This window comes from Xenorhabdus budapestensis (assembly GCF_017743015.1).
GTDB classification, from domain to species: Bacteria; Pseudomonadota; Gammaproteobacteria; order Enterobacterales; family Enterobacteriaceae; genus Xenorhabdus; species Xenorhabdus budapestensis.
The window spans coordinates 3,688,069-3,708,933 of the sequence record NZ_CP072455.1 but is presented as its reverse complement, the minus strand read 5'-3'; the positions used below and the strand labels follow the sequence as shown (position 1 = coordinate 3,708,933).

Below are 20,865 nucleotides of genomic sequence, written 5' to 3'. Positions count from 1 at the left end.
TGTTCATCGTTGTTTTAATGAAAATATTTATTTAAATAGTGTAAATATTTGTTATGTAACCCTCGTGAATAGAATGGGCTAATCATAGAAAGAATTCCACAAGGAATACTGATTGATTAAATTTAACTACTAAACATCTGGCTGAATTTTATTTTTAGTTTTTTATTCTTATATTGTCCTTTTATGGTGTAATGATTTCGTCTTTTTACTGCATTTACTGGAAAAAGTAAATGATTTATCTAATTAGAGTGAAATGTGTACTTTTTTGTATGCAAAATATCTACTTAAAGAGTTGTGCTCATTATTATTCGGATGTAAATTTTAAATTTTTTGTTTATACGATATTTTATTTTTATTATTTATTTTATTTGTGTTTAATATTCTTATTTGATGTAAATAATGAAGGTGTGATGGTATTTAAAACAACCGAATTAACATGAATAAGTAAATTGTAATGTTATGTTATTATTTGAAATAATGCTATTTTATTGCTAATTAAATAGTAATACTTTCCTATTTTTATTTGAGCTGTGAAGATTTATTGAATAAATATTAATTATGGTTAATTAAAAAAGATTTCATCATTGCGATAATTATTGATTGCGTTATGTGTTTATTGTGGGACTTTGATGATGTACAGACCTTCCACAATAGAAAGGTCTTTAGCATAAGTAAACCTTAATGATAAGCCGTTCCGCAGCTGATTTTTATCACATCAGGAAAAGGCCAGAAAAGGAGAGATACATAGCAAGATCCCTGTGAAGATGATCAAGATTAGTGATACTCTTTTGTAGTGATAGAGGCTGGGGACCTTGTAAACCAGATAAGCAGGAATAAGGCAGCCGACGATACCAAATATCGGACTACAGATAGATGTGAAACTTAAAACTGGTGCATTCAGAATAATCGCTCCCCATGCTAATAAAATAGCAAATACTATGATGCCTTTTTGCACCCATTTTTCATTGATTTTTGCTGTTGGCATTAAGCGGCTGAGAATATTCATGGCTATTCCCTGACTGGCTTCTCGAAAACCGAGGTAGACACCGAAGAAGGCAGTCATGACAGCGAAGACATTGAGTGTAATACTGACTAAAATGACCCAGCCACCGGGGAAAAATTGTGCGGCAATCGCTAGTGCGGAAATATTCTGTTCATAAGCTTTGACCGCTTCATCATGTCCCATCGCCAGCGTGAAAGAAACAGCATAGAAAAACACCGTACAAAACAGGATACTAAAGGCGATATTCATAGCCCGTAGTGCCTTATAACGGGCAACTTCACGATTTTTTTCATGATTGCGATAAGAAATGACCATCGGACTTAGTGTCTGGATAAACAGAATGGATGTGAGTGTAAAAGGGAGAGTGATAATGGCCTTTTTTATCAGCATGGAGAAAGGAGGTAATGCACCGATATTGTACAGATGCCACATGCCGATCATGGAAAGCCCCAATGCGGCAACAACAAATAATTTTATCAGTACCATCAGACTGGATAGTTTAAATAATAATCGTTCACTGCGGGAAGAGAGCATCACCAGAATACAGATTAAGGTTAATCCATAAAAAGGGTTTTCGGATAACAATTTGCCGGTAATACCAAAGGTTTGCAGATATGAGGCGCTATCGTTGGTAATCGCAGTGGAGTAAACAAACAGCCAGATCACCAGCATAATAAAGTAGAGCACACCTAAAAAAACGCCCCAATTTTTACCGAGATAGCCGCTGATCACGCTGGGATAATCTTTACATTCAGATGATTCAGCAAGTGTATTGATGAATAGGCGTTGAAAAAGATACATGGCAGGATAGCCAATAACTGAAGAGAGCAGGAAGACCCACAATCCCATCAAACCAACCTGTACCGGAAGGAAAACAATACCAGCACCGATTGCCATGCCGATACTCATGATGACCCATCCCATGTCTATGCCACCAAATTTTGTGGCTTGTTTCCATTCTGCTTCCGTCATATTAGCTCGTTTGGCAGCCAAAGAAGCGTGGGACATGACATCATTACTTTTTGTTGCTGTTTTCATAATAGCTCTCGCTTACATTTTTGGTGCTGTAATAGGTGTCGAATAAGCACAGAGAAAAACGTATCACATAAACACCGAAGAACGATTTGTTCAGAAAATTTGTTCAAAAAATGAATTGTCGTGTGTTGATATTAAAGAATTCTATGAGGAAAAATTTTCCTAAAGACTCCATTTAATATGACTTTTTAAAGAATCATTTTTACATAAAGGAAAAATTGATATTTGTTATTCTCTCTTTATGCCAGGGCGTTGTGATTGTTCGTAATATTGAAAATTGAAACAATTGGAGAGGAAAGCGATGTGATTCACCACATTCATACTTGCTCAAAACACCCTGTCAGTATTAAATCCTTTTTATTGTCTGCATTATGATATAATTTAGAATATTAATCTAGTTTTTTTCTTGTATTACTGTCAGTAATGGATAAAAAGCAATCCATCTTAATGGTCATCTGGATGGTCATATAGTGTATTTATTCATCTTTATCTTTTGCTTGGATTTAATAAATTTGTATATAAAGAGTTATTTAATTATATCTTTTTTATTTTATATTTTAATAATTACAGATTAAATTAATTGCGCGTGGATTCACCCAATATGTGGGATGGTTTTGGAAAGATAGCTAATGTTGACGGTAAATTGCATCAGTTTGGCAGGAAGGCAGAGAGTATTATTACTGCCTCAATTCCTTTTGGTATAAGATGTCCTTGAAAAAGGTTTGGCAGAACGGGATAAACTTTGTATGGGCTGGAAGTGGTGGTATGGTGTTTTCTGTGTTGTCATTTAAATTATAACTTATCTTATTATTTAAATTTTCAGGTTGCCAATTTAATATAATGTTTCGAATTATATGATATTGTTATAGAGATATTTTGTATAGGTCGAATTTTAATATCTTAATCTATGTTTCACTATAGGGATTGAACACGGCTGATAAAGCCGTGTTTTATTTCATAGACTTTTCCTATAATAAAACTTATTATTTGACTGCTTCATCTTAGTCTTATCGCCTGTATAAATCCGGTCTATTCCAGGCAGAAACCCATAAGGTAATATGAAGGGTATAGCTTATCTGGCAGGCATTTAACTAAAAACTCTCAGGAAGACATAATAATGAAAATTAAACTCACTTTAGCTTCACTTTGCTTCGCTTCACTCATGTTGAGCGGGTGTGCGACGGAGTCGTCATCGACTCTTCAGGTGCAAAAAGTTTCTTCATATAACACCACCTACAAAGGAATTCGTAGCCCTATTGCGGTAGGTAAATTTGAAAACCGCTCAAGCTATCAAAATGGCATTTTCTCTGATGGTATCGATCGTTTGGGTAACCAATCAAAAACTATTCTGGTGACTCATTTACAGCAAACTGGTCGTTTTAATGTGCTGGAGCGTACTAACATGGCTGAATTGAAAACAGAGGCCGGGTTACAAGGCAAAGCACAGAAGCTGAAGGGAGCTAATTATGTTATCACTGGTGCTGTTACTGAATTCGGCCGCAAGGAAGTAGGTGACCATCAGTTATGGGGCATTTTGGGACGGGGAAAATCACAGATTGCCTATGCAAAAGTGATGCTGAACGTTGTGAATGTTGAAACGTCTGAAGTTGTTTTCTCTTCAGCGGGAGCAGGGGAATATAAATTATCCAGCCGCGAAATTATTGGCTTCGGTGGTGCATCTGGTTATGACTCTACTCTGAATGGCAAGGTGTTGGATTTAGCGATCCGTGAAGCTGTTAATGACCTTGTGTCTGGCATTGAAAGTGGTGAATGGAAACCAACGAACTAATATTCTAATAACTAATAATACATAGGGAAAACTTTTTAATGTTTTTGATGAAAAAGACGGGAATGCTGCTGGGTATATTATTATTGGCCGGATGTGTGCAGGCACCTAAAAACATTTATGAATGGGGTGAATATCAGCCAACAGTTTACCAATATTACCAACAGGATAAGACCGGGCCACAAGAGCAGATCCAGGCATTGCAAAAAGTCATTGAACAAGCCAGAGCCAAAGACAAACCCGTTCCTCCCGGGCTGCACGCTCAAATGGGGTTGCTCTATAGTAAAATAGGCAATATTGAAGAAGCCTTTCAGCAGTTTGAAATAGAAAAGAAATTATTTCCTGAATCCGCACAGTATATGGATTTTCTGCTGAATAAAGATAAGGGAGTGAAATGATGAACCGTTTTTGGGGCGCAGTCGGCGCTTTATTATTGCTGGTATTGACAGGATGTGCCAAGCAGACACCTTACGATTATAGTGCATTGAAGGAAAGTGACCCTAAATCGATACTGGTTCTGCCTGCTGTGAATAAATCCGTGGATGTGAAGGCGGCTGGCAGTGTGGTTTCTCAAGTCACTTATCCGTTGGCGGAATCAGGATATTATGTTTTTCCTGTCGCGGTTGTCGAAGAGATATTCCGGCAGAATGGTGCAGTAGATGCGCAGGATATCCACAATATCAGCTATAAAAAGCTACATGATATTTTTGGTGCGGATGCAGCGCTTTATCTGGATGTCACTGAATACGGTACACAATATCAGCTCATTAGCAGTGATACCCGCGTGACAGCGAAAGCTCGCCTGGTTGATCTGCGGACTGGTAAACAAGTGTGGAGTGGTGTAGCGACAGCTTCTACCGCAGAAAATCGTAACAATGGCGGTGGTGGAATTATTGGTATGTTAGTGTCTGCGGCTATTGAGCAAATTGCGAACACTGTGATGGATAAAGGCCACGATATTGCAGGCATTACCAGCAATCGTCTGTTGAGTGCAGGAGGATATCAATATGGCCACCTGCTGTATGGGCCGCGTTCAGAACATTATCGTAAAGAAAAACTAGAATAATTTTAAAATGCCGCAGACAATAACTGCGGCATTTTTTACTGTCATTTTTACAACTAACTTTTACAACTATAGTTTTGCAGTTAAACACGATTAAACATCTAATCGTTTGGTTTGCCATTTCTTAGATTTCCAGCGCCAGGCGTTTACCAGCCCTCGTATCCATTCATCGCAGAAAAAGCCAATCCAGATCCCCAGGATCCCCATCTCCATGGTAATTCCCAGAAAATAGCCAACAGGGATAGAAATACCCCACATGAAGAGCAGAGCAGTACAAAACGGGAATCTGGCATCACCGGAAGCACGCAGGGCATTGACCATGACGATATTAAAAGTACGCCCCGGCTCCAGAAATACAGACAGCAGGAATAAAGGCAGCAGAAGCTCAATGATCTTTTGGTCTTCTGTCATCAGGCCAAGGAGCGGTTTCCGGAAAATCCAGAAAAATAATACGACACCAACTGTGACAACAACGCCGATTTTCAGACTGTTTATCCCACGGATATAGGCATCTTCAAAGCGTTTTGCTCCGACAAGATGGCCGACCATAATTTCATTACCGATACTGGTGGAGATACCAAACAGCATGATGAACAGCGATAATTGAAAATACAGAGTCTGTGCAGCCAGAGAAGTTTCACCCATCAAACCGATAAAAGCCTGTGCGGTCATATATTGTAATATCCACACCAGGTTTTCACCGGCAGCCGGTAAACCGATATGCAGGATTTTGCCAAGCATATTCTTTGACCAGCATATCAGTAATTTCGGGGACAGCTTGATTCTTAAACCATAAAATAACAATCCGCAGAGGAGAATAACAGCAACCGTACGACCAAATACCGTAGACCATGCCACGCCTTCCAGTCCATATTTAGGTAGACCAAAGAACCCGTACAGGACAATCATATTACCGACAATCGTCAGCAGATTGGCAATCAGGGTGACATACATGGCAGATTTTGACTTACCATAAACCCGCAGACAAGCAGCCAAAATAATTGAAATTGCTTCCGGTATCAGGCAGATACCTAAAATATGCAGATAAGCAAATCCATCCTCCATCAGGTTTTCTGGCAGATTCATGATGCGCAAGATTTTATAGCCGAAGAAAATCGTCACCAAGGCACAACTAAAACCCAACACAAAATTAAAGGCGATGGAAATATGGATCGCCTGACTGGCTTTATCTCTTTTTCCTGAGCCGAGATATTGGGCAATTACAACGCTGCAACCAACACTAATGAAATTAAAGATTGTAATGAACAGATCAAAAACATGATTACCAACCCCCATAGCAGCTAAGTAAGCCGAAGAAATATGGCTGACCATATATGTATTGATTAGCAACGTCGCCATATGAAGAAAAATATCGATGAAAATCGGCCAGCTCAGTGAAAAAAGCGAACGATCTGTAACATCAGATTGATGCATTATAAAACCTATTAATTAAATTGAATGGTCTTTTGTGGTGTGAAATACCCAGAAAGTATCTATGATTTTACTTGGTTTACTGGTTGATTGGTAGACAAAATGCGTTATTCCCCGATAGGATGAAGTAAAAACTTTTATTATAAATATTCACTGATTTCCTGTTTTTCCTTAAGACTGCCAAGAGGGGGATTGGCAACAAAATTCATGATTATGACTTGATTCTCATCCCCGATTCACCAGATAATCCTTTGCCTCAAAATATCTCACCATTTTTTACCTCAAAAGCCAAACGATTGCGTATGGAAATGGCTGGACTAATAAGCTCCGCATTTTTGAGATTATCAAATGACGTAATCGTTTTCGTCGGGTAAGAGGGGAAAAATGGTGAGGAATCGGATAGATATTCAACATATTGGCAGGGGATAAACATGTCTGGCACGCAGGCACCAACTCAATGCAAACTTGATAAGTATTTTAAGATAACTGAACGCGGAAGCTCGATACGTCAGGAAATTCTCGCTGGATTAACCACATTTTTGGCGATGGTTTATTCCGTTATTGTTGTGCCAGGTATGCTTGGACAAGCCGGATTTCCCCATACTGCAGTATTTATTGCTGTATGTTTGGTTACAGGGGTTGGCTCATTATTGATGGGATTATGGGTTAATTTACCGATGGCAATTGGCTGCGCAATCTCACTGACGGCCTTTACTGCTTTCAGTCTGGTATTGGGGCAGCAGGTCAGTATTCCTGTCGCATTGGGCGCTGTTTTCCTGATGGGATGTCTGTTCACAGTTATTTCCGTTACTGGTATTCGCGCTTGGATATTACGCAATATGCCAATGGGGATAGCTCATGGAGCAGGTATCGGCATCGGATTATTTTTGTTACTTATTGCAGCAAATGGCGTTGGACTGGTGATTAAAAATCCCCAGGCGGGGTTGCCGGTTGCTTTTGGTTCGTTGACCGCTTTCCCTGTAATAATGACCTTGCTAGGGTTAGCGGGGATTATCGGACTGGAAAGGAAAAAAGTTCCCGGTGGTATTTTGCTGGTTATTATCGCTATTTCAATTATTGGCCTGATTTTTGATCCGGCAGTGAAATATCAAGGATTTTTTAAATTGCCAACGTTGGGGGAAGACGGGCTTTCTTTGATGTTTAGCATGGATATTATGGGGGCTTTACAGCCTGTTGTATTACCGAGTGTTCTTGCACTGGTGATGACAGCGATATTTGATGCTACAGGCACTATCAGGGCTGTAGCAGGGCAGGCCAATCTGTTGGATAAAAGAGGGCAGATTATTAATGGCGGTAAGGCGTTAACGGCTGATTCGGTCAGTAGCATTTTCGCCGGAGCAATTGGCTCTTCTCCTGCTGCCGTTTATATTGAATCCGCAGCAGGAACCGCAGCAGGAGGAAAAACAGGGTTAACCGCAGCGGTTGTCGGTATCTTATTTCTGCTGATATTATTCCTTTCTCCATTATCATACCTGGTTCCTTCATATGCGACAGCGCCTGCTTTGATGTATGTCGGGTTGTTGATGTTGAGTAACGTACGCAAGCTGAATTTCGATGATGTTGTCGATGCAATGTCAGGATTACTGTGCGCTGTATTTATCGTTCTGACTTGTAATATTGTTACTGGTATTATGCTGGGGTTTGGTGCCTTGGTTGTTGGACGTGTTTTTTCTGGTGAATGGAGCAAACTGAATATCGGTACGGTAATTATTGCTATTGCATTGGTGGTATTCTACGCTGGCAACTGGGCCATTTAATCAAAAGGATACTCAAAAAATTATGCGCAAACGATTAAAGTTTGCGCGTGTATTTCCAGGTTAGATAATTTTTAAAATCTGTCAAATTTTCGACAAAATTCCGTAGATAAGTATAAAATAGACAAATGACTTGCTGGTCATTGATTCACAATATGATTGTTTTTTGTTTTTCCAGAATAACTTCAATTTTTGCGGTTATTAGCGCTGTTATTACAAGAAAAAAACAGTCACAATCTCTTCACCGACGGATTTTTGGCAATTTGTAAGGGTAACATGGAAATATTCTTTACTATCTTGATCTTGATTTTGGTGGTGTCAGTTTCTGGTGTTCTTACTAAAGTGATCCCATTCCGTGTCCCTTTGCCGATAGTGCAAATAGCAATGGGGGCATTGCTGGCCTGGCCTCATTTTGGTTTACACGTTACTTTCGATCCTGAATTATTCCTCGTTTTACTTATCCCTCCTCTATTATTTGTTGATGGTTGGAAAACACCGACCAGAGAATTTTTTCAACATGGGCGTGAAATAGTTATTCTGGTTTTAGTATTGGTCCTGGTGACAGTTGTCGGCATTGGTTATTTGATTTACTGGTTACTGCCGAGTATTCCACTCATTGCTGCATTTGCTCTGGCAGCAGTGTTGTCACCAACTGACGCAGTTGCATTATCTTCGATTGTTGGGAAAGGGGGTATTCCTAAAAATATGATGAGCGTGCTGGAGGGTGAAGCATTGATGAACGATGCTTCCGGTCTGGTTGCTCTGAAATTTGCCGTGGCAATTGCTATGGGGACAATGGCATTTACCGTCACGGGTGCAACATTCGAGTTTTTTAAAGTGGCTATTGGCGGCTTGGCGTCGGGTATTGCTGTCACCTGGTTGTACAGTAAATCACTACGATTGATGAGTCGCTGGAGTGGTGATGATCCTGCCACTCAAATCATGTTTATGATGTTATTGCCATTTGCTTCTTACATGATTGCTGAGCATATTGGTTTCTCCGGTATTCTGGCCGCAGTTGCTGCGGGTATGACTATCAGTACGGCGGGAGTGATCCGCAATGCGCCTTTGGATATGCGTTTGCGTGCTGATAACGTATGGGGAATGTTGGCGTTTGTGTTCAACGGCCTGGTATTCATCATGCTGGGCTTACAGTTGCCGGGGATTTGGGAGACGTCTGTTGCTCAGGCAGAACTTGATCCACATGTTGAAACCTGGATGCTGTTCGCTGTGGTAGGTATCATTTATGCTGCGTTGGTACTGCTGCGATTCTGCTGGCTATGGTTGATGAAAAATACCAGCAAGGTATTGATGAAGAAAAAACCGCTGGAATTTTCAACCTACACTACACGTGAATTGTGGCTGGCTTCGTTTGCTGGTGTCCGCGGGGCAATTACTCTGGCTGGTGCTTTATCCGTACCTCTTTTCCTGCCGGATGGCGATCCATTCCCTGCTCGTTATCAGTTGATCTTTATTGCCGCAGGTGTGATTCTGTTCTCTCTGTTTGTTGGCGTTATTGCTCTGCCGTTATTGCTGAGAGGCATGAAAGTGGGAGACAAACAGTCTGGTTTCAATGAAATCAGAATGGCGAAAGCGGCGATGGCTGAAGTTGCGATTGTCAGTATGAATAAAATGGAAGAACGTCTGTCTGTCAGCACTGAAGAAAAACTGGATGCCGAAGTGATTAGTGAGGTCGCTTCCCGAGTCACCGGTTATTTGCGACGCCGTACTGCCGGGACTGATGAGGGTGAACACAGCTTGTTGGTTGAAGATCTGGAGCGGCGTTTCCGCCTGACGGCGTTACGGGCTGAGAGGGGAGAGCTATATCACTTGCGTGCAACTCGTAAGATTAGTAATGAAACGCTACAGTCGCTCCTGCATGACCTGGATTTGCTTGAAGCGCTGTTGGTAGGTAAATCTCAATAAAAATATGTGGCTATTAACAATTACAACACTTTTGTGGGCCGCTTCATTCAGCCTGATTGGTGCTTATCTCGCCGGTCAGGTTGATAGCTGGTTTTCTGTTCTTGTCAGGGTAGTGTTAGCTGCTCTGGTATTTCTGCCATTTCTGCGTTGGCGTGGGTTATCACTGAAAGTCATTGCACTGTATATGGCAGTGGGAGCTTGTCAGTTAGGTGTGATGTATTTGTTTGTATTTCATGCCTACCACTATCTGACGGTAGCAGAATTTTTGCTGTTTACGGTCATGACTCCACTGTATGTCACATTAATATACGATTTGATGGGACGCCAACCGCTGCGTTGGGGCTATGCACTCAGTTCGTTACTGGCTGTGGCGGGAGCTGCGATTATTCGTTATGACCGGTTAAGTGAATCCTTCTGGATTGGTTTAATGTTGGTGCAATTGGCAAATATTTTCTTCGCCATTGGTCAAGTTGGTTATAAACGTTTGATGGAAGTGTATCCGATACCACAGAGAATCGCATTTTCGTGGTTCTATTTAGGCGCTTGTGTTGTTGCAATTATCGGCTGGCTAATGTTTGGCGATCCACAGAAACTGCCGACAACCCAATTACAATGGGGAGTTCTGATCTGGTTAGGAGTAGGGGCTTCCGGTATTGGCTACTTTATGTGGAATTATGGCGCAACCCAAGTGGATGCCGGAACACTGGCGATTATGAATAATATGCTGGTTCCGGCGGGGTTATTGGTCAATTTTGTAATTTGGCAGCAGCATCCAAATTGGTTGGGCTTTACCATTGGAGGCAGCCTGATTGTTGCGTCGCTTTGGGTGCATCATCGTTGGATATTGAGACCCGCTTCACAAACGGCAAATTATCCACTGCGTGCTGACGCGCAGAACGAATAAATGTGTCAATAGTCGGTTGGCGTTGCTCCCCTTTACGGCGGGCTGCGTACAACCGGCTCCATAACCCTTCTCCCAATGTCTGAGTGACAACTAATCCTTGTCTTTCGAATGTTTCCACCGCCCAATGAGGCAATGCTGCAATACCTAAACGGGCGGCCACCATTTGAATTAGTAATAACGTGTTATCGACGGTTTTCAAGGTCGGAGTAACATCTGCTGGTTCAAGAAAACGTCTCCAGATATCAAAACGTTGCCGTTGAACCGGATAAATCAGCAAGGTTTCGGGGGAGAGATCCTGTGGCTGGATATCCCGCTGATTAGCCAATGGATGATCCGGTGCAACTACCAGTTTCACTTCATAATCAAACAACGGAGTATAGTGCAGTTTACTGTCTGGAATAATGTCGGATGTCAGTACAATATCCAGCTCTCTCTGTTGTAGCGCCGGCTGTGGATCAAAAGTTACCCCGGATTTAAAATCCACATTGACCTGCGGCCAGCTTTCCTTAAAACGCTTAAGTGCAGGAGTGAGCCACTGAATACAGCTATGACATTCAATGGCAATACGCAAGTTAGTCTCTTGCGGCTCATTGCACTCGTGTAGGGAGGCTGTGATCATAGGCAAAATTTGTTCTGCCAATCTTAGTAGCACTTCACCTTGATGAGTTAGTTTCAGGGGCTGACTTTTACGAATGAAAAGCCTATATCCCAGCCGATGTTCCAGTTCACTGAATTGGTGTGAAAGAGCCGATTGTGTTTGATGCAGATGATTTGCTGCTGCTGCCAACGAACCACAGTGATTTAATGCTTGCAGTGTTTTTAAGTGTTTTATCTCGATCATGAAAAACCTTCAAGTTGATTATGAATAATTTGCGCTTGTGGTTTATACATTACCTGTTGATTATAGAAGTGTAAACATCTAGACGGCTAAAATTTGCGGGTGACAACATGACAGTTTTGAATCATACATTAGGTTTTCCACGTATCGGCTTGAAAAGAGAGCTAAAAAAAGCACAAGAAAACTATTGGGCAGGTAAAATTTCTCAACAAGAATTGCTGGAAACAGGGAGTGAATTACGTGCACGTCACTGGCAACAGCAAAAAGAGGCAGGCGTGGATTTAGTTCCTGTTGGTGATTTTGCTTGGTATGACCAAGTATTGACGACCAGTTTGCTGTTAGGGAATGTACCTCCTCGCCATCAAAATAAAGATGGAAACATTGATTTAGATACACTATTCCGTATTGCTCGTGGTCGGGCTCCTACAGGTACTCCGGCTGCTGCATCAGAAATGACCAAATGGTTTAATACCAATTATCACTATATTGTGCCCGAATTTCAGCAGGGCCAGGAGTTCAGGCTCGGATGGCCTCAATTACTGGATGAAATTGATGAAGCATTAGCATTGGGACATAAAGTGAAGCCTGTTTTGTTGGGGCCAGTGACTTACTTATGGCTTGGAAAGGTGAAAGGAAAAGCTTTTGATCGCCTCTCACTGCTGGAGGGTATTCTGCCGGTATATCAGCAAATTCTGGCTGAACTCGCAAAACGTGGTATCGAATGGGTACAGATCGATGAGCCTGCGTTGGTACTGGAACTACCAGAAGATTGGCTGGCAGCATTCCCGGCAGCTTATCAGGCACTCCAGGGGCAGGTTAAATTATTGCTGACAACGTATTTCGATAGCATCAGCCATAATCTGGAAACCATTAAGGCACTGCCGGTACAAGGTTTGCATGTTGATTTGGTGGCAGGGCAGGACTCTCTCAATGAATTGGAAAAATCTTTACCGGAGTCATGGCTGCTTTCGTTGGGAGTTATTAATGGACGCAATGTCTGGCGGGCAGATCTGAGTGCGAAATATGAACTTATTGCACCGTTGGTGGGCAAACGAGATATCTGGGTCGGTACTTCTTGTTCATTGCTGCATAGTCCGATTGATTTGAATGATGAAACCGGATTGGATGAAGAAGTTAAGAGCTGGTTTGCTTTTGCACTACAGAAATGTACCGAGTTATCTCTGTTGTCTCAGGCAATAAACGCACCTGAAGGCAGTAAACAGACCGAATTGAATAAATTGGATAGTTATAGTGCTCCAATTCGTGCCCGTCGTAGTTCCACAAGAGTGAACAACCAGGCTGTGGCTGAACGTCTTGCTAAGATCCAACCACAAGACAGTGAGCGCAATCAGGTTTATTCAGAGCGCGCCAAACTTCAGCGCCAACGGTACAAATTACCTTTGTGGCCAACAACAACCATCGGTTCTTTCCCACAAACAACAGAGATCCGTGGCTTACGTTTAGATTTCAAGAAAGGCCGTGTTGATGGTAATCATTATCGCATCAATATTTGTGAGCACATTAAACAGGCGATCAATGAACAGGAGCGACTGGGATTAGATGTACTGGTGCATGGTGAAGCTGAACGCAATGACATGGTGGAATATTTCGGTGAGCATTTTGACGGTTATGTCTTTACTCAGAATGGTTGGGTACAAAGCTATGGTTCCCGTTGCGTAAAACCACCGGTAATTATCGGAGATATCAGCCGTCCAGAAGCGATTACGGTCGATTGGGCAACGTATGCACAATCTCTGACTGATAAACCAGTAAAAGGCATGTTAACAGGGCCGGTGACCATTCTTTGTTGGTCATTCCCAAGGGAAGATATCAGCCGGGAAACCATTGCTAAACAGATTGCACTGGCTTTGCGTGATGAAGTGGATGATTTGCAGGAAGCGGGTATCGGCATTATTCAAATTGATGAACCGGCATTACGTGAAGGCTTACCGCTGCGCAGAGAAGAGTGGCAGGAATATCTGGATTGGGCGGTGGATGCTTTTAAACTGAGTGCAGCAGTGGCGAAAGATGATACACAGATCCACACTCATATGTGTTATTGCGAGTTCAATGACATTATGCCTTCCATTGCGGCGTTGGATGCGGATGTCATTACTATTGAAACCTCCCGTTCAGATATGGAATTGCTGGATTCATTTGAAGATTTCTCATATCCGAATGAGATTGGGCCGGGCGTGTATGATATTCACTCACCTAATGTGCCGAGTGTTGAATGGATTGAAGCTTTATTGCGCAAAGCTGCCGAGCGCATTCCTGTTGAACGCTTATGGGTTAACCCGGATTGTGGTTTAAAAACCAGGGGTTGGACAGAAACCCGCCAGTCACTGGCGAATATGGTTGAAGCGGCAAAACGTCTGCGTGATTCAGTGAACGACTAAATTAATTTGAGCAACAAGTTGCCCACCACACTAGATAAGCGTGGTGGGCGAGTTGATTTTCTTGGTGAGCCAATTATTGTTTTGGCAATTAGTGTATTATTGGCAATTTATACGCTAATGCCCAAAGTTAACAAGCATGAGGTAATTGAACATCTGGAAAATAGCTTAAAGATGGCAGGTGTTATTCTGTTGGTTACTGGTGCTGGTAGCGCTTTGGGTGCAGTATTACATGAAAGTGGAACCATGTAAGTCGTCGTAATGGCGCTCTGTAAAGGGCGCTTTTCTTTATTCTGGATATTCCAAATAAAATCCTCATTACTTTAATTAAGACTTCAAGTTTTGGTACAGCTTGTAACAAGAACTTTGACTGACATACCATGCACATTTATCACCAATAATACAGATTGAAACGGGGTTTTATGGTGGAATTTTACATTCCAATTATTGGATTGGGAGTGGCGGTATTTACGCTGATTTTTCTGGTTTTACGTACTCGTATTCATGTACTTCTTGCCATGTTAATTGCTGCGGTTATCGCAGGAGTATCTGGTGGTTTAACCATGAGCAATGTTGTTGAGGTTATTGCTAAAGGGTTTGGTTCGACATTGGGCAGTATTGGTATTGTGATCGGATTGGGAAGCATGATGGGGCGAATATTGGAAGCCTCTGGTGCAACTGAACAAATTGCCTATAGCTTGATCAAGTGGTTAGGTAAAAAGCGCGAAGAATGGGCGCTGGCAATCACGGGTTATATCGTCAGTATTCCTATATTTGTTAATTCGGCTTTTGTGATCCTCTATCCTCTGGTGAAAGCATTGGCGAAGAAAGGCAAACGGAATGTACTGACGTTAGGAGTAGCATTGGCCGGAGGGCTGGTGGTGACTCACCATATTGTTCCACCAACACCGGGGCCGCTTGGTGTGGCCGGAATATTCGGAGTAAGCGTAGGTAAAGTGATGCTGGTGGGTATGATACTGGCTATCCCATGCGTTATTGGTATTACCTGTTATGCCAAATGGTTAGAGACTAAATATCCTGAATATCAGCTTGTTGAGACAGAAGAAAATCTGCGACAAATTCATCAAAGTTATATGGAAGATAAATCGAACACGCCATTACCAGGATTATTTATTTCTCTTTTGCCTATTGTTGTGCCTATCGTGCTGATTTTCATTAATGTTGTGAATGGATTATTGTTGAAAACGGCTCTATTTATCGGTAAGGAAAACCATTTTTACTTTCAGGTTTTTAATTTTCTTGGATCACCCATTATCGCTCTGGCAATCAGTGTATTGCTGGCGGTTTATAAGCTCATGCCAAATGTTAGTAAACAAGAGGTTATTGAACATTTGGAAACCGGGTTACAAACCGTGGGTATTATTTTATTAGTGTCAGGTGCAGGAGGGGCGCTGGGAGCTGTATTAAATGAAGGTTCAACCGGGACAATACTGGCACAATATATAGCCAGCCTGCCAATAACTCCTGTCTTGATCCCATTTATCATTGCGACGTTAATACGCATTATTCAAGGCTCTGGTACTGTGGCAATGATTACAGCGGCGTCTATTTCAGCGCCTGTTATTAAACAGATACCGGATATTAATATGTTGGTGGCTGCTCAGGCTGCAATGATGGGAACACTGTTCTTCAGCTATTTTAATGATTGTTTTTTCTGGGTAGTTAACCGGATGATGGGTATTAAGGATGTGAGGCATCAAGTGATCGTCTGGTCGATTCCGACAACAATTGCATGGGGAATTGGACTGTGTGGCATATTGCTTCTTAACTTAATCTTGTAAATGATCCAACGGCGCTCTGTGAAGAGCGCTTTTTTGTGATTATTCTTCGAATATTATTTCCATTTCGGCTCTATACTCACCGTATTATTCATCACACATAAATGTGATATTAGTCACGATTTAATGTATGCGTTTCTTTAGTCGATTAACTAAAGGTGACTTTCATCGCCAAAAAATGTCAGAGTATTCATTAAGTTTAGGCATCTGTATTTTGAATTATTCCTGTTGAGGAGCCAATATGTCTGATGTATTTCATTTAGGTATTACCAAAAACGACTTACAGGGCGCAACTCTGGCTATTGTTCCAGGCGATCCTAACCGTGTTGAGAAAATTGCAAGATTGATGGATAACCCAGTTCATCTGGCTTCTCATCGTGAATTTACAACATGGAGTGCCAAAATTGATGGTAAGCCAGTTGTTGTCTGCTCCACGGGTATTGGTGGCCCATCAACGTCAATTGTTGTAGAAGAATTGGCGCAATTGGGTGTACGCACTTTCTTACGTATTGGTACAACTGGGGCGATCCAGAAGAATATTAATGTAGGTGATGTGTTAGTGACTACTGCCGCAGTTCGTCTGGATGGAGCCAGCCTGCACTTTGCTCCGATGGAGTTCCCGGCTGTGGCTGATTTTGAATGTACCAATGCACTGTATGCAGCAGCAAAAGCATCAGGTTCCACAACTCACGTCGGTGTGACCGCTTCTTCTGATACTTTTTATCCAGGACAGGAGCGTTACGATACCTATTCTGGTCGTGTTGTCCGTCGCTTTCAGGGTTCTATGAAAGAGTGGCAGGAAATGGGGGTGATGAACTTTGAAATGGAATCAGCGACTTTGTTGACAATGTGTGCAAGTCAGGGACTGCGTGCTGGTATGGTTGCGGGTGTGATTGTTAACCGTACTCAGCAGGAAATTCCAGATATTGAATTGCTGAAAAAAACAGAAAGTAATGCATTAGGCATTGTTGTAGACGCGGCTCGTCGTCTATTGTAATCACTCTATTCACGGGCCGGAATATTCTGGCCCGATCACCTAAACTTTCTGTTTTCTCCACTTTATTTCGTTCTGAAATCTGATAATGTCATAACATTTTGCATTAATAACAACCTATTTCAATTACAGTTTGTTGCGATAACAGTCTGTTCCAATAACATGTACTTCAATAAGAAAGAGTGATTATGACCACAACATTTCTATCTCACCCCTCATTACTTCCTTTGAATGGCGGGATCAACTTCCGTGATTTAGGCAATAAAACACTGAACAATGGTTCTAAGATTAAGTCAGGTTTGTTATTTCGTTCAGGCTCTCTGGACATGTTGACTGATAACGATCAGGCTTTTTTGATGGAACAAAATCTTTTCCAGATCATTGATTATCGTGATAGTAGTGAAATTGAGGACAGGCCAGATCAGGTGTGGCGTGGAGCGAATTACCATCATGCTCCGGCTAATCCGCTTTCCAAAGAAGTTGATGCTAATCTGGAGAGGCTGAGTCATGAAGCGTTGGAACAGTTTGATGCGAAAGATTTTATGTTGCGTCTGTATCAATTGTTACCAATTAATAATCCTGCTTATAAGACATTAGCTAAGCTATTGTTACAGCCGGAGAAAGGTGGAATTGTACAACATTGTGCTGTGGGTAAAGACAGAACAGGTGTCGGCTCTGCTCTGGTATTGTTTGCTCTGGGGGCAGATCTGGATACAGTGATAGAAGACTATTTGGTGACAAATATCACTCTGGCACCGTATCGTGAATATCTATTGAATGAACATGCAAAAGTGATGAGTGATAGTGTGGTTGAAAAATTGGCTTATGTGTATTCAGTCAGGGAAGAATTTTTGATGATCGCACTGAACAGTATCAATGGACACTATGGTAGTGTGGATATCTGGTTGGAAAAAGACATTGGGCTCAATATTGCAGATCGTGAAAAATTGCAAAGTTATTTCCTCGAATAAATCTATTTTTTGGAATGAATTTTTTTGAACAAAAAAATAGCAGGTTAGTATCGATTGATTAATTTGTTGCTAACCTGAAATCCGGTAAAGATTAACACAGGAAAGATTAATGTGAGCCTGCATGAAATCATCGAAGTCATCACCAATTTTGTAAAAAATCATGAAGTATGGGCAATCCCTATTATTTTCTTGCTCGCTTTTGGTGAATCTCTGGCATTCATTTCTCTGTTATTGCCAGCCACGATCATCTTGTTGGGGCTGGGAGCTTTGATTGGTGAGAGTGGATTAAATTTTTGGCCGATATGGATAGCCGCTGCCGCAGGAGCCTTCTTTGGTGATTGGGTTTCTTATCTATTTGGTTACCATTTCAAGGAAAATGTCGGCAAAATGTGGCCGCTTTCACGCCATCCACAAACATTGGTTCGTGGCCATCAATTTTTTGAACGCTGGGGGGTGTGGGGCGTTTTCATTGGCCGCTTTTTTGGCCCTTTAAGAGCGGCAATCCCATTGGTGGCAGGCATTTGTGCGATGCCAAAACGCCATTTCCAGCTTGCTAATTTCACTTCTGCGCTGATTTGGGCATTTGGTATTTTAGCTCCGGGAGCTTTTGGAATACGTTGGTTAGCAGAGTGGATGGGTTAATTGCGAGCCGCTTTGCAAACTGAAAGAAATCCGGTGAATAATCTGGACATCTATACAGCCTCTATTTAACTTACATTAAAGCAAAGTGGCTGGGGTAAAGTTAGTGGGGGGTATAGGTGGATATCCATTTGTTATACATGTTAATTGGTGGCTTAAGTGGATTATTAGGCGGAGGTTTTTTCGTCTGGTTTTCTGTTCACCAACGTATTCAATACAAAGAAAAGGAACTGCGTGAATTACACAGTCAACTTGCGGTTAGTCATGAAAAATTAGAGCAATCCCATTATTGGCGCACTGAATGTGAACAATTAAACCAAGAATTGCTTGCTCAGCGTGAAATCAACAGCGTGCAGGAAGCCGAGTTACGTGAGTTGAGTACTCGGCTTGAAGAAAGCAGGCTGGCTGCGGAAGAAAAACAACGTCTCTTGATTAATAGTGAACAACGTCTGAATACCCAATTTGAAAATCTCGCCAATCGTATTTTTGAACAAAATCGACGGCGTACTGATGAATACAGTCGCCAAAGTCTCAATGACCTGTTAATGCCTTTCCGTGAACAATTAGAAGGGTTCCGTCGTCAGGTGCAAGATAGTTTCGGACAGGAAGCCCGCGAACGTCATACTCTAACCCATGAAATCCGTAACCTTCAGCAGCTTAATGCTCAGATGGCAAAAGAGGCGATTAATCTGACAAAAGCCCTGAAAGGGGATAACAAAATGCAGGGTAATTGGGGCGAAATGGTCTTGGCACGGGTTTTGGAGGCATCCGGTTTACGTGAAGGACATGAGTTTCATACACAGGTTAACATTAAAACAGAAAATAGAGATCGTTTTCAGCCTGATGTGATTGTGCACTTACCACAAGGAAAAGATGTCATTATTGATGCCAAAATGTCATTGATTGCTTATGAACGTTATTTCAATAGCGATGATGAAACAGAGCAAGTACAGGCATTACAGGAGCATATAAACTCTATAAGAGGTCATATCCGGGGACTTAGCCGTAAAAATTATCAACAGTTACCCGGAGTGCGTTCACTGGACTATGTCTTGATGTTTATCCCTGTAGAGCCTGCTTATCTGGTGGCACTTAACCAGACTCCCGAAATACTCGACGAGGCACTGAAGCATAATATTATGCTGGTTAGCCCCTCTACACTTTTGGTGGCTGTTCGCACTATCAATAACCTTTGGCGCTATGAATATCAAAGCCAGAATGCACGTTTGATCGCGGAAAAAGCGGCCAGAATGTATGACAAAATGCGATTGTTTGTGGATGATATGCAGGGCTTAGGACAAAGCCTTAGTAAAGCACAGGCAAGTTACCATTTGGCAATGAAAAAGCTGACAGAAGGAAAGGGGAATTTGATTAATCAGGCTGAAGGATTTCGTGATTTAGGTGTGGATATTAAACGCCCCATCGATTCACAGATTATTGATAAATCTTTCCAATCGTTATCAATTAATGAGTAAAGTCTGAATAGGGTTTTACCGGAAAGGCTGGTACACTTGCTATAATTTTTTGAATGAAAAGCGGACAAATAACATGGCAGATCAATCGAAAGAAACCACTCATTTTGGTTTCCGTACCGTAGTCAAAGAAGAGAAAAAAGATATGGTGGCAGAGGTATTTCACTCTGTCGCATCAAAATACGATTTGATGAATGACTTGATGTCGTTTGGCATTCATCGTATCTGGAAGCGTTTCACTATTGATGCAAGTGGTGTGCGCCGTGGTCATAGAGTCCTTGATCTGGCAGGGGGAACAGGGGATCTGACAGCGAAATTTTCCCGCCTTGTAGGTGAAAAGGGAGAAGTTGTTCTGGCGGATATCAACGACTCTATGCTGAAAGTCGGGCGGGAAAAATTGCGCGATAACGGCATAGTCGGTAATGTCAGCTATGTTCAGGCTAATGCTGAAGAATTACCATTTACGGATAACTATTTTGACTGCATTACTATTTCATTCGGCTTGCGTAATGTCACGGATAAAGACAAAGCCCTGCGTTCTATGTACCGTGTCCTGAAACCAGGTGGGCGTTTATTGGTACTGGAATTTTCTAAACCTGTGCTGGCACCGTTGAGTAAAATTTATGATACCTATTCGTTCCACATTCTGCCACGTATTGGTCAGGCGGTTGTTAAAGATGCGGATAGTTACCGTTATCTGACAGAATCCATTCGTATGCACCCCGATCAAGAAACATTAAAAGCCATGATGGAAACAGCTGGCTTTGAGCAAGTTTCTTACAACAATATGACGGGGGGAATTGTTGCACTGCATAAAGGGTTTAAGTTCTGAA

Annotated in this window: 17 protein-coding genes and 1 pseudogene; 15 read left to right on the top strand and 3 right to left on the bottom strand. The window is 41.8% G+C overall.

The genetic code is table 11. The features are described 5' to 3' along the window. Positions 1 to 715: 715 nt before the first annotated feature. On the bottom strand, positions 716 to 2,041 hold the full coding sequence (locus HGO23_RS16330) for an SLC5/6 family protein (protein ID WP_099135863.1): 1,326 nt from the start codon (positions 2,039 to 2,041) through the stop codon (positions 716 to 718). Positions 2,042 to 3,155: 1,114 nt separating this feature from the next. Between HGO23_RS16330 and HGO23_RS16325 the strand changes: the two genes are divergently transcribed. The 3 genes from HGO23_RS16325 to HGO23_RS16315 are packed head-to-tail and all read left to right on the top strand — an operon-like array spanning position 3,156 to position 4,890. Next, positions 3,156 to 3,827 (top strand): CsgG/HfaB family protein, encoded by a 672-nt coding sequence (locus tag HGO23_RS16325; RefSeq protein WP_099135862.1) that lies wholly within the window; start codon positions 3,156 to 3,158, stop codon positions 3,825 to 3,827. Between the two features lie 38 nt (positions 3,828 to 3,865). Further along, complete coding sequence (locus HGO23_RS16320; RefSeq protein ID WP_099135861.1) at positions 3,866 to 4,222, top strand: DUF4810 domain-containing protein; 357 nt, start codon at positions 3,866 to 3,868, stop codon at positions 4,220 to 4,222. Then, complete coding sequence (locus HGO23_RS16315) at positions 4,222 to 4,890, top strand: DUF799 domain-containing protein (RefSeq protein WP_099135894.1); 669 nt, start codon at positions 4,222 to 4,224, stop codon at positions 4,888 to 4,890. Before HGO23_RS16320 ends, HGO23_RS16315 begins: the two co-directional genes overlap by 1 nt. Positions 4,891 to 4,980: 90 nt before the next feature. On the opposite strand, the gene HGO23_RS16310 is transcribed toward HGO23_RS16315, so the two are convergent. Next, on the bottom strand, positions 4,981 to 6,321 hold the full coding sequence (locus HGO23_RS16310; RefSeq protein WP_209027262.1) for an MATE family efflux transporter: 1,341 nt from the start codon (positions 6,319 to 6,321) through the stop codon (positions 4,981 to 4,983). Positions 6,322 to 6,749: 428 nt separating this feature from the next. Here HGO23_RS16310 and HGO23_RS16305 point away from each other — a divergent pair, with 428 nt between their 5' ends. The 3 genes from HGO23_RS16305 (at position 6,750) to HGO23_RS16295 (ending at position 10,923) form a co-directional block, all read left to right on the top strand. Continuing rightward, the gene (locus tag HGO23_RS16305) at positions 6,750 to 8,096 is read left to right on the top strand and encodes an NCS2 family permease (protein ID WP_099135859.1); all 1,347 of its coding nucleotides are present in this window, start codon (positions 6,750 to 6,752) and stop codon (positions 8,094 to 8,096) included. Between the two features lie 273 nt (positions 8,097 to 8,369). Further along, complete coding sequence (locus HGO23_RS16300; protein WP_209027261.1) at positions 8,370 to 10,019, top strand: Na+/H+ antiporter; 1,650 nt, start codon at positions 8,370 to 8,372, stop codon at positions 10,017 to 10,019. Between the two features lie 4 nt (positions 10,020 to 10,023). Beyond that, entirely contained in the window at positions 10,024 to 10,923 is a 900-nt protein-coding gene (locus HGO23_RS16295) for a carboxylate/amino acid/amine transporter (protein WP_099135857.1), read from the top strand. On the opposite strand, the gene metR is transcribed toward HGO23_RS16295, so the two are convergent. Next, complete coding sequence (gene metR / locus HGO23_RS16290; protein ID WP_209027260.1) at positions 10,808 to 11,764, bottom strand: HTH-type transcriptional regulator MetR; 957 nt, start codon at positions 11,762 to 11,764, stop codon at positions 10,808 to 10,810. The two genes, HGO23_RS16295 and metR, sit on opposite strands and share 116 nt — an antisense overlap. A 107-nt stretch (positions 11,765 to 11,871) precedes the next feature. Between metR and metE the strand changes: the two genes are divergently transcribed. The 9 genes and pseudogenes from metE to ubiE all read left to right on the top strand — a co-directional run bounded on the left by metE (position 11,872) and on the right by ubiE (position 20,864). Continuing rightward, on the top strand, positions 11,872 to 14,160 hold the full coding sequence (metE, locus tag HGO23_RS16285) for a 5-methyltetrahydropteroyltriglutamate--homocysteine S-methyltransferase (RefSeq protein WP_209027259.1): 2,289 nt from the start codon (positions 11,872 to 11,874) through the stop codon (positions 14,158 to 14,160). 6 nt (positions 14,161 to 14,166) lie between these two features. Further along, positions 14,167 to 14,388 (top strand): annotated as a pseudogene (locus HGO23_RS16280) (GntT/GntP/DsdX family permease); the annotation flags it as partial. Then, positions 14,363 to 14,419 (top strand): hypothetical protein, encoded by a 57-nt coding sequence (locus HGO23_RS20095; RefSeq protein ID WP_422645771.1) that lies wholly within the window; start codon positions 14,363 to 14,365, stop codon positions 14,417 to 14,419. The pseudogene HGO23_RS16280 and the gene HGO23_RS20095, both read left to right, overlap by 26 nt. 160 nt (positions 14,420 to 14,579) lie before the next feature. Further along, positions 14,580 to 15,959 (top strand): GntP family permease, encoded by a 1,380-nt coding sequence (locus tag HGO23_RS16275; protein ID WP_099135854.1) that lies wholly within the window; start codon positions 14,580 to 14,582, stop codon positions 15,957 to 15,959. Positions 15,960 to 16,197: 238 nt separating this feature from the next. After that, a complete protein-coding gene (gene udp, locus HGO23_RS16270) occupies positions 16,198 to 16,953 on the top strand; it encodes a uridine phosphorylase (protein WP_209027258.1) in 756 nt (251 codons plus the stop codon). A 185-nt stretch (positions 16,954 to 17,138) separates the two neighbouring features. Next, complete coding sequence (locus tag HGO23_RS16265) at positions 17,139 to 17,921, top strand: tyrosine-protein phosphatase (RefSeq protein WP_099135852.1); 783 nt, start codon at positions 17,139 to 17,141, stop codon at positions 17,919 to 17,921. Between the two features lie 111 nt (positions 17,922 to 18,032). Then, positions 18,033 to 18,563 carry a DedA family protein gene (locus HGO23_RS16260; RefSeq protein WP_099135851.1) on the top strand — a complete coding sequence of 177 codons (531 nt, stop codon included), beginning with the start codon at positions 18,033 to 18,035 and terminating at the stop codon, positions 18,561 to 18,563. Between the two features lie 116 nt (positions 18,564 to 18,679). After that, positions 18,680 to 20,035: a DNA recombination protein RmuC gene (gene rmuC, locus HGO23_RS16255; protein WP_099135850.1), complete on the top strand. Its 1,356-nt coding sequence runs from the start codon at positions 18,680 to 18,682 to the stop codon at positions 20,033 to 20,035. Positions 20,036 to 20,108: 73 nt separating this feature from the next. Beyond that, positions 20,109 to 20,864: a bifunctional demethylmenaquinone methyltransferase/2-methoxy-6-polyprenyl-1,4-benzoquinol methylase UbiE gene (gene ubiE, locus HGO23_RS16250; protein ID WP_099135849.1), complete on the top strand. Its 756-nt coding sequence runs from the start codon at positions 20,109 to 20,111 to the stop codon at positions 20,862 to 20,864. Position 20,865 lies beyond the last annotated feature (1 nt).